Below are 14,752 nucleotides of genomic sequence, written 5' to 3' on the forward strand. Positions count from 1 at the left end.
CGGGGCGCCCGCGGCATGAAGGTCGTCGGCTTCGCCGGGTATTCCGGCGCTGGCAAGACCACGCTGGTGGAGCGCCTGATTCCCGTGCTCAAGCAGCGCGGGCTGCGCGTGTCGGTGGTCAAGCATGCGCACCACCGCTTCGACATCGACCACGTCGGCAAGGACACCTGGCGCCACCGGCAGGCCGGGGCCTTCGAGGTGGTCGTCGCGTCCGACCAGCGGCTGGCGCTGATGCGCGAGTTCGAGGTGCCGGTCGAGCTCACGGTGCACCAGCTGCTCGCCGAGCTGCATCCGGCGGTCGACTGGGCACTGGTCGAGGGCTTCCGGCACAGCGACGTGCTCAAGATCGAGGTCTGGCGACCGAGCGGCGACGGCGAGGCGCCGCGCCCCGCGCTGTACATCGACGACCCCTTTGTCACCGCCATCGCCACCGATGCGCCGGGCGGCCTGCCCGAGGCCACGGCGCGCCCGGTGCTCGACCTCAACGACGCCGAGGCCATTGCCACGTGGTTGATCGACAGCGGCGAGCGCTTCGACTACAACCCCGGACACCATGGCTGATTCCTCTCCCGTTCCCTTCGCCGCCTCGTCCTCGCGCCCGCCGCTGATGCCGCTCGATGAAGCGATCGCGGTGCTGCTCGCCAAGGCCCGGCCGCTGCTGCCGGCCGAAAGCGTCGGCACCTTCGACGCCGACGGGCGCGTGCTGGCGCAGGACCTCGTCTCGGGCCTCACCGTGCCGCCGCGCGACAACAGCGCGATGGACGGCTACGCCGTGCGCGCGGCCGATTGCGCCACGCCCGGCACCGAGCTGGCCGTGACGCAGCGCATTCCCGCCGGCACCGTCGGCACGCCGCTCGCGGCCGGCACGGCGGCGCGCATCTTCACGGGGGCGCAGATTCCCGAAGGCGCCGACGCGGTCGTCATGCAGGAAGACACGACCGCCACGCCGCAGGAAGGTGGCCTGGGTGCCGTGCGCATCGCCATCGCGCCCGTGGCCGGGCAGTGGGTGCGCCGTGCAGGGGAAGACGTGGCTTCGGGCGACGTGGTGCTTCAGCGCGGTGAACGCCTCACGCCTGCCGCGCTCGGTCTGGCCGCCAGCGTCGGCTTCGACACGCTGCAGGTCGCGCGCAAGCCGCGCGTGGCCATGCTCTCGACCGGCGACGAGCTGGTGATGCCCGGCGAGGTCGCGCCCGACGCGATGAAGCCCGGCGCGATCTACAACTCGAACCGCTTCTTCATGCGCGCGCTGCTGCGCCGCCTGGGCTGCGAGGTGAACGACCTGGGCATCGTGCCCGACAACCGCGAAGCCACCATCGCCGCGCTGCGCGAGGCGGCCGAGGCGAACGACCTGATCATCACCACCGGCGGCGTCTCGGTCGGCGAAGAAGACCACATCCGCGCCGCGCTGCAGTCGCTGGGCGAGCTGCAGCTGTGGTCGCTGTCGATGAAGCCTGGCAAGCCCTTCGCCTACGGCTCGATCGCGCGCACGAACGGGCAGGGCGCCTGCCACGTCACGGGGCTGCCCGGCAACCCGGTGTCGAGCTTCCTGACCTTCCTGATGCTGGTGCGGCCCTTCCTGCTCGCACTGCAGGGGGCCACGCGCGTGGCGCCCGCGGCCGTGCCGTTGCGCGCCGATTTCGACTGGTCGCGCGCCGACAAGCGCCGCGAGTTCCTGCGCGTGCGGCGCAACGCGGCGGGCGGGCTCGACCTGTTCGCCAACCAGAGCTCGGGCGTGCTCACCTCGATGGTCTGGGGCGACGGCCTGGTCGACAACCCGGCGGGCCGGACCATCCAGGCCGGCGACACCGTGAACTTCATTCCCCTCGCATCGCTGCTCGGCTGAATCTCCCCATGAAGGTCCGCATCCGTTATTTCGCCTCCGTGCGCGAGGCACTGTCCAGCAGCGGTGAAACCGTCGACACGGCCGCCGGCACGCTGGCCGCCCTGCGCGACGAACTCATCGCCCGCGGCGGGGCCTACGCCAGCGCGCTCGCACGCGGCAAGGCCGTGCGCATGGCGCTCGACCAGGCCATGAGCGACGAAGCCGCCGCGCTGAGCGACGACTGCGAAGTCGCGTTCTTCCCGCCCGTCACGGGCGGCTGAGCCGCGCGTCCAGCGCCACGAGGCGCTCGCGCAGGCCGTCCGACGCGCGCGTCATCGGCGAGCGCAGCTCGTCCCGCAGTTCACCCGCATGCGCCAGCAAGGCCTTCAGTGGGCCCGGGTTGGGTTCGGCGAACAGCATCTCCAGCAGCGGTTGCAGAGGTTGCCATTCGGCGCGCGCCTCGGCCAGCCGGTTCTCGGCCAGCAGGCGCACCAGCCGCACGAGGCGCTTCGTCTGCACATGGCCGCTGGCCGCGATGGCGCCCACGCCGCCTTCGGCCATGGTGGCGAAGATCTGGTGGTCTTCACCCGTGAGCACCTGCAGCCGGCCGTCGGCGATCACCGCACGCGTCTTGGCCATGTCGCCGCCGCAGTCCTTGATGCCGCGGATGCGCGGGTGCTCGGCCAGCGCCAGCATCGTCTCGCGCGCGATGGTCACGCCCGTGCGGTAAGGGATGTCGTAGACCAGCACGGGCACCGTGCTGGCGTCGGCGATGGTGTGGAACCACTCGAGCACGCCGGCTTGCGACGGGCGGATGTAGTGCGGCGCGGCCACCAGCAGGCCCGCCAGCGGGCGCTCCGAGAGCCTGCGCACCCAGGCCGTGGCCTTGCCCAGGTGGTAGCCCGACACGCCCATGACGACCGGCAGGCCGCCAGCGGCGGTCAGCACGGTGTCGAGCACGGCCAGCTGTTCGGCCTCGTCGAGCGCGGCGGCTTCGCCGGTCGAGCCGCAGGGCACGAAGCCGGTCACGCCGTCGTCGACAAGCCTTCGGACGAGCGCCGCCAGGGCGGTGTGGTCGACCGCGCCGTCGCGGAACGGGGTGACGAGGGCGACCCACAGGCCCGAGAAATCGGTCGCGGTGTCGGCGGTTGGTTGTTGATGTGGCACGCAGGCTTCCTTTCAGGAATCGACCGATGGAAAGAACCACCGTCCGATGCGCGCGCAACCCAAGAGGGGCCAAAGCCTTGGCAGGTTCCGTCGCTCATCCGACGACGGAACCTCGGCTCCGGTCAGACGAGCTTTGGTTTTTTGGCTTTGTTGCCCTGGCGCGCGCGTGCCTGACCTTCGAACGAAGGCGAGAGGCGGGTGGACGTGCGGCGCGAAGGCATGGGCTGCATTGTCGCGCCTAGGCCGGCGGTGCGGTGGCGCTGCGTTGCAGGCTCACGACACGGCCGCCCTCGGCGGCGCGGGCATTGCCCAGGAATTCGACCGTGACCTGGTTGCCCAGCTGCGCGTCGGTCTTGAGGTCGAGCGCGCCGAACAGCTGGCCGTCGACCCGGAACCAGCGCACCTCGGCCGTGTGCTTGCCTTGCGGCACCTGGGCCGTGAGGATTTCGGTGACTGGCCCGCTCACCGTGTGCAGGTGCGTGAACCGGCGTGCGCGCAGCAGCTGCGGCAGCACGCCGACCGCGAACACCAGCGCACAGATGGCGGCCGCGTACCCCGCCATGAACAGGCCGAAGCCCGGGCGAAAACCGTCGGCCCACGCCGTCCCGATCGCCAGGACCGCGCCGCCCGCCAGCACGACGCCCATGAAGCGGCGGTCCGAGCGCCCGGCGCGCCGACGGTCGCGCGAGGTGGCCGGCCGCTCGGTGCGCGTAGCCTGGCGCGCCATCGGATAACGCGTGCGCAGCAGCAGATGCACGGCGTTGTCGCGCGCCACGCATTCGATCTCGACGGGCGCCTGCGCCAAGTGCCGCACCGCCGTCAGCGGCCGGCCCGTGGCGTGGCTGCGAGGCGCGTCCAGGCCCAGCACCGGCACGACGTCGACATGGAACTGGCCGTCGACCGTGTAGCGCAGCGCGCCGCCGGGCAGGGCGGCCACGTGGTCCACGGTGCCGGCCACGGTGAACTTGCTGTTCTTCGCCAGGGCCTCGCGGGTGGCCTGGGCCAGGCGCCGGTCGATCCGCGTCCGATGGGTGAACAGCCACACGCCCAGCAGCAAGGTGACCAGCGCCGCCGCGTTCATCGCCAGGGCCAGGCCCGCCGGGGCGCCAGGCAGCCGCCCGATCACCACGAAGACGAGGGCGCAACCCGCCAGCAGCACGGCCAGCACCGCCAGGCCGGCAGCCGGGGTGCGCGCGGCAAGGTCGACGCGCCGCAGCATCTCGACATCGTCGGGTGTCAGGGGCTGCGACGTGGGGGCCGGCATCGGCGCAGTGTAGGGCGGCAGTGCCACAATTTGGGCATGTCTTCGCTCCCTCGCGTTTCCATCCAGACGGCCGACTTCGACGCCGGTGCCGAGATCGCCGCCCTGCGCGCGGCCGACGCGCGCGTCGGCGCTGTCTGCAGCTTCATCGGCACCGTGCGCGACCGCAACGACGGCAGCACCATCGCCTCGATGGAGCTGGAGCACTACCCCGGTATGACCGAAAAAGCCATCGAGGCCATGATCGACGAGGCCCACAAGCGCTTCGACATCCTCGGCGCGCGCGTGATCCACCGCGTGGGGCTGCTGCAGCCGCTGGACCAGATCATGATGGTGGCGGTGGTGTCCGCCCACCGCGGCCAGAGCTTCCAGGCCTGCGAGTTCCTGATGGACTACCTGAAGACGCAGGCCCCGTTCTGGAAGAAGGAGCAGACGCCCGAAGGCGCGCGCTGGGTCGATGCCCGCGTGACCGACGACGAGGCGCTGGCGCGCTGGGGCATCGCGGCTTCGAATAGCGCCACCTGAGCGGCGCGGTCGAGACTTACGGTGCGATCAGCGCCGAGGCCGCCAGTGCCTTGGCTTCCGCGCCGCAATCCTGAGCGGGCACCGCACCCGCCGCGCGTGCCTTCGCGATCTCCGACCGGGCACCCGCCATCTGTGCCTGGAACACCGGGTTCGTGTGCAGCCTGGCCACCGTCGCCGCGCCGACCAGCCGGCCGTTCTCGATGTCGCTCTGCCAGTGCACGCCGCAGATCGCGCGGCTCTGCGAGAAGGCCCGGCCGCGCTGCAGCAGCGCGTCGGCGCGCTCGGGCGCGAGTTCCGTCAGCACCAAGGCCCAGGCCCAGCCCACGGCCGAGTGGCCCGAGGGGTAGGAGCCGTCCTTGGCCAGCGAGGCTTCTTCGGCGGGCGTGCAACTGCCGGTCTTGAACGCCACGAAGGGGCGCGTGCGGTTGTAGGTGTTCTTGGCCTTGTAGGTGGCCGTGCCGGCGTCGGCCAGCGTGCGGCGCAGCAGCATGTTCAGGTTCGGCGTGGCCTGCTCGGAGATGGGCATGCCCAGCGCACACGAGAACACCTCGGTGGCTTTCGGAAACTTGAGGTTGGCGTCCTGCACCGCCAGCGCGCCGCGCGGCGTGCCCTGCAGGGCCGTGAGCGCGCGGAAGGTGGCGCCGTCGGCCGCCAGCGCGGCCGAGCCCTCGGCCGGGGGCGCCGGCAGCAGGGCGAGGCTGTCGGGCAGCTCGGCGGCGGGCAGGTAGCCCTTGAGGTAGCCCGAGCCCGGGCGCAATTCGCCGACTTCGGCGGGGGAAACGGGCGCGGTGCTGCCGCAGGCGCCGAGCAGCAGCGCGGCCGCCAGCGAGGCGGCGAGGGTCGTGAATCGCATGAGGGATGTGTCTCCGGCTTTGTTGTTGGAAGGTGAGGTCCCATCGTAGAGGGACCCCACCGGGCCGAAGATCACTCATGTGACGGCCGTCTCAGGCCGCGCAGCTCAGGGCTTGAAGCCGCTCGCCTGGATGATCTTTTCCCAGGTCTGCGTGTAGGTGCGCACGCGGCCCGCGAACTGGCCCTGGGGCTCGTAGCCGACCGTCAGGCCCATCGTGGTGAGCTTCTGCTTCACGTCGGGCATGGCCAGCACCTTCTGCAGCGCGTCGCCGTACCTGTCGATGACCGCCTGCGGCGTGCCCACTGGCGCGAAGATGCCGTAGTAGGGCAGGTCTTCGAGGTTCGCAAAGCCCAGCTCGGTGAAGGTCGGCACGTTCGGCAGCAGCGCCTGGCGCTTGGCGCCGATGGAGGCCACGATGCGCACCTTGCCCGCGCGGTGGTTCTCGATGAAGTCGGGCACCGAGGCGATGCCCGCCGTGATCTGGTTGCCCAGCATGTCGGCCGTCATGGGCGCGCTGCCGCGGTAGGGCGCGGGCTGCACGTCGATCTTGTACTTGTCCGAGATCATCTTCACCAGGAACTCGGGGATCGACGCCGGTGCCGGCACGCCGATGGTTTCCTTGCCGCCCTTTTGCGTGCGGATCCACTTCACGTACTCGTCGATGCTCTTGGCCGGCGTGCCGCCCGACACCGCCAGCACGTTGGCGAAGGTGGCAAAGCCGGCCACGGGCACGAAGTCGGTCGCGGGGTTGAAGCCCGGGTTCTTCACCACCTGCGGCAGGATCGAGATGGAGTGGTCATGCGACAGGAACAGCGTGTGGCCGTCGGCCGGCGCGGCCTTCAGCGCCTGCGCCGCGATCTGGCCGCCCGCGCCCGCGCGGTTCTCGACCACCACGGGCACGCCCAGCACGTCCTTGAGCTTCTCGCCCAGGGTGCGCGCAATGGCGTCGGTGCCCGCGCCGGCGGGAAAGCCCACCAAGAGGCGCACCGGCGTGCCGCTCTGGGCCTGCGCCAGGCCGGCCATGCCCAGGGCCGCTGCCAGGAGACCCACGCTGAACGCGCGGCGCATCGGTTGGACGCGCTGCATTGAAAAAACCATGATCGACTCCATTCGAAGAAAGAGAGAAATGCCTACGGCGGGACGGTGCGGGGCCCGGTGCAATACCCGTGCCCAGGGTGCAAATCCGATTCGCAACCTTGAATCGTGCCCGAACAGCCCTATTTTGGATGCAGGAATACCACCATGCGACAAGACAAACTCACCACCAAATTTCAGGAAGCACTGAGCGACGCCCAGTCGCTCGCCCTTGGCAGCGACAACGCCTACATCGAACCGGCGCACCTGCTGGTCGCGATGCTGCGCCAGGACGACGGCCCGCGCGCCCTGCTGGAGCGTGCCGGCGTCAACGTGCCCGGGCTGCTGCAGGCCGCCGAAGGCGCCATCAAGAAACTGCCCCAGGTGCAGGGCCACGACATCGTGCAGGTCGGCCCCGAGCTGGGCAAGCTGCTGCAGGCGACCGAGAAGGAAGCCATCAAGCGCAATGACCAGTTCATTGCGGGCGAACTCTTTCTGCTCGCCGTGGCCGACAGCAAGGCCGACATCGGCAAGATCGCCAAGGACAACGGCCTGAGCCGCAAGTCGCTCGAATCGGCCATCGAGGCCGTGCGCGGCGGGCAGGGCGTGAACAGCGCCGACGCCGAAGGCCAGCGCGAAGCCCTCAAGAAATACTGCCTGGACCTCACCGAGCGCGCCCGCCTGGGCAAGCTCGACCCGGTCATCGGCCGCGACGAGGAAATCCGCCGCGCCATCCAGGTGCTGCAACGCCGCACCAAGAACAACCCCGTGCTCATCGGCGAACCCGGCGTGGGCAAGACCGCCATCGTCGAAGGCCTGGCCCAGCGCATCGTCGCCGGCGAAGTGCCTGAGTCGCTCAAGGGCAAGCGCGTGCTGTCGCTCGACATGGCCGCGCTGCTCGCGGGCGCCAAGTTCCGCGGTGAGTTCGAGGAGCGCCTGAAGACTGTTCTGAACGAACTCGCGAAGGACGAAGGCCAGACCATCGTCTTCATCGACGAGCTGCACACCATGGTCGGCGCCGGCAAGGCCGAGGGCGCGATGGACGCGGGCAACATGCTCAAGCCCGCGCTCGCGCGCGGCGAGCTGCACTGCGTGGGCGCCACCACGCTCGACGAGTACCGCAAGTACATCGAGAAAGACGCTGCGCTGGAGCGCCGCTTCCAGAAGATCATCGTGGGCGAGCCCAGCGTCGAGGCCACCATCGCCATCCTGCGCGGCTTGCAGGAGAAGTACGAAGTGCACCACGGCGTGCAGATCACCGACCCGGCCATCGTGGCCGCGGCCGAGCTGTCTGACCGCTACATCACCGACCGCTTCCTGCCCGACAAGGCCATCGACCTGATCGACGAGGCCGCGGCCAAGATCAAGATTGAGATGGACTCCAAGCCCGAGGTCATGGACCGCCTCGACCGCCGCCTGATCCAGCTGCAGATCGAGCGCGAAGCCGTGCGCCGCGAAAAGGACGAAGCCTCGCAGAAGCGCTTCGGCCTCATCGAGGACGAGATCACCAAGCTGCAAAAGGAAATCGCCGACTACGACGAGATCTGGCAGGCCGAGAAGGCCCAGGCCCAGGGCAGCGCGCACGTGCGCGAAGACATCGACAAGATCAAGTTCCAGATCGAAGAGTGGAAGCGCAAGGGCGACTTCAACAAGGTTGCCGAGCTGCAGTACGGCCAACTTCCGGCGCTCGAGAAGCGCCTGAAGGAAGCCGAGGAGAGCGAGGCGAGCAAGGGCAAGTCCAGCGCGCCCACGCTGCTGCGCACGCAGGTCGGTTCGGAAGAAATCGCCGAGGTCGTGGCGCGCGCCACCGGCATCCCGGTCGCCAAGCTGATGCAAGGCGAGCGCGACAAGCTGCTCGTCATGGAAGACAAGCTGCACGAACGCGTGGTCGGCCAGGACGAGGCCATCGGTGCGGTCGCCAACGCGATCCGCCGCTCGCGCTCGGGCCTGAGCGATCCGAACCGCCCCACGGGTTCGTTCCTGTTCCTCGGCCCCACGGGCGTGGGCAAGACCGAGCTGTGCAAGGCGCTCGCGGGCTTCCTGTTCGACAGCGAAGACCACCTGATCCGCATCGACATGAGCGAGTTCATGGAGAAGCATTCGGTCGCCCGCCTCATCGGCGCGCCGCCGGGCTACGTGGGTTACGAAGAGGGCGGCTACCTCACGGAAGCCGTGCGCCGCAAGCCCTACAGCGTGGTGCTGCTCGACGAGGTCGAGAAGGCCCACCCCGATGTGTTCAACGTGCTGCTGCAGGTGCTCGACGATGGTCGCCTCACGGACGGCCAAGGCCGCACCGTGGACTTCAAGAACACCGTGATCGTGATGACCAGCAACATCGGTTCGCCGATCATCCAGTCGATGGTGGGCCAGCCGAGCGAAGAGATCAAGGAAGCGGTGTGGGACGAGCTGAAGAACTACTTCCGCCCCGAGTTCCTGAACCGCATCGACGAGACCGTCGTGTTCCACGCGCTCGACGCGAAGAACATCGAATCGATCGCCGCGATCCAGCTCAAGGTGCTGCAGGCGCGCCTGGCGAAGATGGACTTGGGCTTGCAGGTGTCGCCTGCGGCGCTGGCCGAAATTGCCAAGGTCGGCTTCGACCCGGTGTTCGGTGCGCGTCCGCTCAAGCGTGCGATCCAGCAGCGCATCGAGAACCCGCTCTCGAAGCTGTTGCTGGACGGCAGCTTCGGGCCGAAGGACACGATCGAGGTCGAAACCGACCCGATCCAGTCGCCGGGCCAGTTCTCGTTCCGAAAGGGCGGGGAACCAACGGCGGCTGCATCGGCCTAAAGTCGGATGATGAACTTCATTCTTCGCGTCATTCTTCTGCTCCTGGGGCTGGTCTTCGCGGCCAGCCTGGCCGTGGCGGCCCTGCTGCTGGCGGCGGTGTGGGGTGTGCGCTACGCCTGGGGGCGCCTCACGGGCAAGCCCGTGACGCCCTGGGTCATGCGTTTCAACCCGCGCTCGGGTTTCGATCGATTTCGCCATGCGGCACAGCAGCCGGCCGAGCCGACGGCGGCCGACGTGGTCAGCGCCCGTGCGCGCGGCGAATCGGTGCGCAGCCCGGTCGTGCTGGGCCCGGCCGACGATGTGACCGACGTGCGGGCCCGGCCCGTGCGCGGCGACTGAGCCCCGTTTCCCCCGATCAGGCGCTGTACAGCGCCTCGATCTCGTTGGCGTAAGACTTGTAGATGCTGGAGCGCCGCACCTTCATGGTCGCGGTGACTTCACCGTCGTCATGGTCCAACTCTTTGGTGAGCAGATGAAAACGTCTGATCTGCGACACCTGCGCCAGCTTCCCGTTGCCGCGCGCCACTTCGGCCTCGATCAGCGCGCGCACCTTGGGTTCTTCCACCAGCGAGCGGAAATGCGTAAAGGGCAGGCGCTGCGCTTCGGCCCATTTGCCGACCGTCTCGTAGTCGATCTGCAGCAGCGCGCCGACGAACTTGCGGCCGTCCGCCACCACGATGCATTCCTTGATGAAGGGGCTGCCCTTCATGGTGTTCTCGATCTCCGAGGGCGTGAGGTTCTTGCCGCCGGCGGTGATCATGATGTCTTTCAGGCGGTCGACGATGCGCAGCTGGCCGCCGGCTTCCTCGCGCACCACGTCGCCCGTGTGCAGCCAGCCATCGCGGATCGATGAGGCCGTGGCCTCGGGGTTCTTGTAGTAGCCCTCGAACACCATGTCGCCGCGCACCAGCAACTCGCCGGCTTCGCCCACGCGGTGCTCGGTGCCCAGCGTCGGCGGGCCGACGGTGCCGATGGTCACGGCGTCGGCGCGGTGGCCCGAGACCATGCCGGTCGATTCGGTGAGGCCGTACACCTCGACCAGCGGCACGCCCAGCGTGCGAAAGAAGCGCACCACGTCCGCGGGAATCGGCGCCGCGCCCGTGAGCGCGATGCGCGCGCGGCGCAGGCCGATGAAGTTCTGCAGCGCGCGCAGCACGGTCCAGTAGGCGAGGGCGAAGCGGCCGCGCTCGGCCAGCGTCCAGGCGCTGCGCGGCTTCTCGGCCAGCGGCGCGCAGGCCTCGATGGCCTTGCGGAACAGTGCGCGCTGCAATCTGCCTGTTTCCTGCATCTTGATGCTGATGCCCGCGTGCAGCTTTTCCCAGATGCGCGGCACGCCGAGGAACATGGTGGGCGCCACCTCGCGCAGGTCTTCCTGCACGGTGCGGATCGATTCGCCGAAGTTGACCTGCGAGCCCAGGTACAGCGGCACGAAGGCCGTGAGCATCTGCTCGGCCACATGGCACAGCGGGAGGTACGACAGGTGCGTGGTGCTGCCGTCGAGCCCGAGCCGCTCGACGATGCCGGGCACGACGCCGCGGATGTTGCGGTACGAAATCATCGCGCCCTTGGGCTTGCCCGTGGAGCCCGAGGTGTAGATCATCAAACCGATGTCGGCCAGCGTCTGGCGCTGCAGCGCGGCGTCGATGAGCGCGGTGCCGTCGCGTGCCAGCACCTCGGCGCCGGCCTGCTCGACTTCCGCAAAGGTCGCGATGCGCTCGCGCACCTCGGGCGGGTAGCTCGCGAGGCCCTTGGTCTCGATCACGACGATCTTGCGCAGGCGCGGCAGCTGGTCGAGGGCATCGAGCACCTTGTCGGTCTGCTCCTGGTCTTCGCAGACGATCACCTCGATGTCCGCATGGCCGACCACGTAGGCGACCTCGTTGCTCGGGCTGGTGGGGTACACGCCCACGGTCACGGCGCCGATGAGCCCCGCGCCCATCTGCGCGAGCAGCCACTCGACGCGGTTCTCCGAGATCACGCCCAGGTGCCCGCCGGGCGCGAGGCCCATCGCGTGCAGGCCCAGGCCGAAGCGGCTGGCGCGCTGCAGGTAGCCGGCCCAGTCCAGCGGATGCCAGATGCCGAAGTCCTTCTGCCGGATCGCGATGCGCTGCGGCTGCAGGCGTGCCTGCTCGCGCAGCATCTGCGGCAGGGTGAGCGAAGGGAGCAGGTTCGTCGTCATGACAGCCAGCGCTTGCGGCGCTTGTAGTGCTTCAGCTCGCGGAAGCTGCGCGATTCGCCGCTGCCACCCACGCCGAGATAGAACTCGCGCACGTCGGGGTCGGCCGCGAGCCGTTCGGCGCTGCCGTCGATCACGACCTTGCCGCTTTCCATGATGTAGCCCGTGTGGGCTATGGCCAGTGCCACGCTGGCGTTCTGTTCCACCAGCAGCATCGAGGTGCCGCGCTCGGCATTGATGCGCGCGATGATCGTGAAGATGTCCTCGACCAGCTTGGGCGACAGGCCCAGCGAGGGCTCGTCGAGCAGGATCAATTGAGGCTGCGCCACCAGCGCACGCCCGATGGCGAGCATCTGCTGCTCGCCGCCCGAGAGATAGCCCGCGAGGCCCTTGCGGCGTTCGTGCAGGCGAGGGAAGTAGGCATAGACGTCGTCGAAGTTGCGCGACGCGGGCGCGACGCCCGTGCGGCCCGTCAGCGCGTAGGTCGCAGCGACCAGGTTCTCTTCGACCGTGAGGTCTTCGAACACGCGCCGGCCTTCCATCACATGGCTCAGGCCGCGCCGCACCAGCTGCTGCGGCGCGAGCCGCTCGGTCGGTGCGCCGTCGAACACGATGCGACCGGCCTCGACCTCGCCGTCTTCCAGCGCGAGCAGGCCCGACACTGCCTTCAGCGTGGTCGACTTGCCCGCGCCGTTGCTGCCCAGCAGCGCCACGATCTGTCCGCGCGGCACGGCCAGCGACAGGCCGCGCAGCACCTGCACGACCTTGTTGTAGACCACCTCGATGTTGTTGACCTCGAGCACGAGGTCGGGCGGTGCCGCGCGCGCGTCCATCGTGTCGGTCAGTTCAGTGCGATCCAGTCCGACGCCGGCACCATCTTCTGCGCCTTCATGTCGGCCTTGTAGACGCGGCCCACGGGAATCGAATTGCCCTTGATGGTGATCGGCGTGCCGATGATCCCGCCGGTGTCGAAGTCCTTGATGGTGTTGAGCGCGGCCTTCAGGTTCTTGCCGTCCAGCGGCTTGCCGGCGTCGAGCGTGCGCTTGGCGGCTTCGGTGAACAGCATCGCCGTGAGGAAGCCCTGCGTGTAGGCCGTGCTCTGGTACTCGGGGCGCAGCGCGCGGATCTTGTCGAGCATCGGTGCCTTGGCCGAGGTGTCGTAGTAGTAGCGGTAGGGCATGACGCCCATGAAGCCGTCGCCGCCTTCGCCCATCTTCATGACGGTGGAGCTGTCCATGGTCCAGAAGGTGCCCATCCACTTGCTGGTCATGCCCATCTGCTTGCCCTGCTGAACGAACTCGGGAATGGGCGCCAGGATGTAGCCGTGGAAGATCGTGTAGTCGGGCGCGGCGCGGCGCAGCTTGATGACCTCGGTCGACACGTCGACGCTGCCCGCGGGCGTCATGAGCTTCACCGGCACGCTCAGGCCCAGCTTCTTGGCAGCAGCTTCGCTGGCCTCGATGGGGTCGCGACCGAACTCGGAGTCCGAGTACACGAAGGCCACCTTGGCGCCCGGCTTTTCCTTGGCGATGTGGCGCAGCAGGATGCCGATCTGCTCGGTGTAGTCGGGGCCCACGAGGAACTGGTTCGGGTACTTGGCCGGGTCGTTCAGCTCGGTGGCGAACGAGGCGCCCGCCATCAGGATCTGGCCGCCGCGGTCCAGCTCGGGGTTGATGGTCTTGGAGAAACCGGTGGAGTCGCCGTAGTAGAGGTTGACCTTGTTCTGGCTCGTGATCTTCTTGAAGGCCGCCACCGACACGTCGACCTTGTAGCCCGTGTCTTCCGGCACGTAGCGCAGCTTGCGGCCCTTGATGCCGCCCGCGTCGTTGACCATCTTCACGTAGTCGGCAATGCCGGCGTTGATGCCCACGCCCGCGAAGGCGAACACGCCGGTCATGGGGATCGAGCCGCCGATGACGATGTCCTCGTTGCCTTGCGCGTTCGCCGCGAAGGGCACGGCGGCGGCCAGGCCTGCGGCGATCAGCAGGGCGCGGCGCTGGGGGAAAAGCTTCTTCGTTGTCTTGGGCATGTGTGTCTCCTGGTTCTAGTTACGAAACGGCCATAGATGGAAAAAGCGGCGCAGGCGCCGCCACACTTCTGCGAGCCCGTGCGGCTCGAACACCAGAAATCCGACGATCAGCAGGCCGAAGACGACGGTGCGCACCGGCGAGAGGAACACGGTCATCTCGACGCCGCCCGGCAGCAGGTCGACCACCAGCTTGAGCAGCTCGGGCACCATGGTCATGAACACGGCGCCGAAGATGCCGCCCAGGATGGTGCCCATGCCGCCGACGATGATGGCGGCCAGGAAGAAGATCGACATCAAGAGCGGAAAGCTCTCGGGCGTGACCACGCGGAAGAAGTAGGCCCACAGGCCACCCGCCACGCCCGCGTAGAACGACGACAGCCCGAAGGACAGCAGCTTGTAGCGCAGCAGCGGAATGCCCAGCACCTCGGCCGAGATGTCGCGGTCGCGGATGGCGATGAAGGCGCGGCCCACGCGCGTGCGAAACAGGTTGGCCGCGCCGAGCACCATCAGCACCATCACCGGAACAATCACCCAGTACAGGCGAAACGAGGTGTCCAGCGGCAGGCCGAAGAGCTGCGCGGGCGGCAGCGAAATGCCCGTGGTGCCGCCCGTGAGCTTGAGGTTGGCGAACAGGAAGTGGGTGATGAACGAGGCGGCGATGGTCGCGATGGCCAGGTACAGGCCCTTCACGCGCAGCGACGGGATGCCGACGACGAGCCCGCCGAGCATGGCGACCACGCCGCCCGCGAGGATGTTCAGCAGGAAGGGCGTGCCCAGCCGCGTCTGCATGATCGCGACGGTGTACGCGCCCAGGCCCATGAACGCGGCCTGCCCCAGGCTCACCAGGCCCGTGTAGCCGGTGAGGATGTTCAGCCCCGTGGCGCTCGCCACGTTGATGGCGACGAGGCACGCGAGGTACAGCCAGTAGTCGCTGGCCATGAAGGGGAACAGCACGAGCAGCGCCGCGCCGATCGCGAGCCACACCTTCTGCGTGCGCGAATCGAACAGCGCCGCGTCGGCGATGTAGCTTTGCTTGAGGGTGCCGATGCGCATGG

At 68.7% G+C, this 14,752-nt stretch carries 14 protein-coding genes; 6 read left to right on the forward strand and 8 right to left on the reverse strand.

The features are described 5' to 3' along the window. Positions 1-15 precede the first annotated feature (15 nt). From mobB to AC07XP_RS08445, 3 genes are read left to right on the forward strand one after another with little or no spacing between them, the layout of a single operon-like run. Positions 16-561 (forward strand): molybdopterin-guanine dinucleotide biosynthesis protein B, encoded by a 546-nt coding sequence (gene mobB, locus AC07XP_RS08435; RefSeq protein ID WP_495264353.1) that lies wholly within the window; start codon positions 16-18, stop codon positions 559-561. After that, positions 554-1,843 (forward strand): molybdopterin molybdotransferase MoeA, encoded by a 1,290-nt coding sequence (locus AC07XP_RS08440; RefSeq protein ID WP_495264354.1) that lies wholly within the window; start codon positions 554-556, stop codon positions 1,841-1,843. Before mobB ends, AC07XP_RS08440 begins: the two co-directional genes overlap by 8 nt. An 8-nt stretch (positions 1,844-1,851) precedes the next feature. Further along, positions 1,852-2,103: a MoaD/ThiS family protein gene (locus AC07XP_RS08445; protein WP_307694200.1), complete on the forward strand. Its 252-nt coding sequence runs from the start codon at positions 1,852-1,854 to the stop codon at positions 2,101-2,103. Here the strand turns inward: AC07XP_RS08445 and dapA are convergent. Together dapA and AC07XP_RS08455 are read right to left on the reverse strand one after the other, a co-directional pair. Further along, positions 2,090-2,989 carry a 4-hydroxy-tetrahydrodipicolinate synthase gene (dapA, locus tag AC07XP_RS08450; RefSeq protein ID WP_495264355.1) on the reverse strand — a complete coding sequence of 300 codons (900 nt, stop codon included), beginning with the start codon at positions 2,987-2,989 and terminating at the stop codon, positions 2,090-2,092. The two genes, AC07XP_RS08445 and dapA, sit on opposite strands and share 14 nt — an antisense overlap. A 238-nt stretch (positions 2,990-3,227) precedes the next feature. Next, on the reverse strand, positions 3,228-4,253 hold the full coding sequence (locus AC07XP_RS08455) for a hypothetical protein (protein WP_492738137.1): 1,026 nt from the start codon (positions 4,251-4,253) through the stop codon (positions 3,228-3,230). Positions 4,254-4,289: 36 nt separating this feature from the next. Between AC07XP_RS08455 and AC07XP_RS08460 the strand changes: the two genes are divergently transcribed. Beyond that, the gene (locus tag AC07XP_RS08460) at positions 4,290-4,775 is read left to right on the forward strand and encodes a molybdenum cofactor biosynthesis protein MoaE (RefSeq protein ID WP_447743081.1); all 486 of its coding nucleotides are present in this window, start codon (positions 4,290-4,292) and stop codon (positions 4,773-4,775) included. Positions 4,776-4,791: 16 nt separating this feature from the next. Here the strand turns inward: AC07XP_RS08460 and AC07XP_RS08465 are convergent, their stop codons facing one another. Next, positions 4,792-5,628 carry an acid phosphatase gene (locus AC07XP_RS08465; RefSeq protein ID WP_495264356.1) on the reverse strand — a complete coding sequence of 279 codons (837 nt, stop codon included), beginning with the start codon at positions 5,626-5,628 and terminating at the stop codon, positions 4,792-4,794. Positions 5,629-5,733: 105 nt separating this feature from the next. Next, entirely contained in the window at positions 5,734-6,714 is a 981-nt protein-coding gene (locus AC07XP_RS08470) for a Bug family tripartite tricarboxylate transporter substrate binding protein (RefSeq protein ID WP_495264357.1), read from the reverse strand. A gap of 156 nt (positions 6,715-6,870) precedes the next feature. Here AC07XP_RS08470 and clpB point away from each other — a divergent pair, with 156 nt between their 5' ends. After that, positions 6,871-9,492, forward strand: a complete 2,622-nt coding sequence (gene clpB / locus AC07XP_RS08475) for an ATP-dependent chaperone ClpB (RefSeq protein WP_495264358.1) — start codon at positions 6,871-6,873, stop codon at positions 9,490-9,492. A gap of 9 nt (positions 9,493-9,501) precedes the next feature. Next, positions 9,502-9,831, forward strand: coding sequence for a hypothetical protein (locus tag AC07XP_RS08480; RefSeq protein WP_223301262.1), 330 nt, complete (start codon positions 9,502-9,504; stop codon positions 9,829-9,831). Between the two features lie 16 nt (positions 9,832-9,847). Here the strand turns inward: AC07XP_RS08480 and AC07XP_RS08485 are convergent, their stop codons facing one another. The 4 genes from AC07XP_RS08485 to AC07XP_RS08500 are packed head-to-tail and all read right to left on the reverse strand — an operon-like array spanning position 9,848 to position 14,750. Then, positions 9,848-11,671: an AMP-dependent synthetase/ligase gene (locus AC07XP_RS08485; RefSeq protein WP_495264359.1), complete on the reverse strand. Its 1,824-nt coding sequence runs from the start codon at positions 11,669-11,671 to the stop codon at positions 9,848-9,850. Then, positions 11,668-12,501, reverse strand: a complete 834-nt coding sequence (locus AC07XP_RS08490; RefSeq protein WP_095744716.1) for an ABC transporter ATP-binding protein — start codon at positions 12,499-12,501, stop codon at positions 11,668-11,670. The genes AC07XP_RS08485 and AC07XP_RS08490 overlap by 4 nt, the downstream gene beginning before the upstream one ends. A gap of 8 nt (positions 12,502-12,509) precedes the next feature. After that, the gene (locus tag AC07XP_RS08495; RefSeq protein ID WP_495264360.1) at positions 12,510-13,697 is read right to left on the reverse strand and encodes an ABC transporter substrate-binding protein; all 1,188 of its coding nucleotides are present in this window, start codon (positions 13,695-13,697) and stop codon (positions 12,510-12,512) included. 15 nt (positions 13,698-13,712) lie between these two features. Then, positions 13,713-14,750 (reverse strand): branched-chain amino acid ABC transporter permease, encoded by a 1,038-nt coding sequence (locus tag AC07XP_RS08500; protein WP_070059585.1) that lies wholly within the window; start codon positions 14,748-14,750, stop codon positions 13,713-13,715. Positions 14,751-14,752 lie beyond the last annotated feature (2 nt).

Source organism: Variovorax sp. GW531-E2, assembly GCF_059423125.1.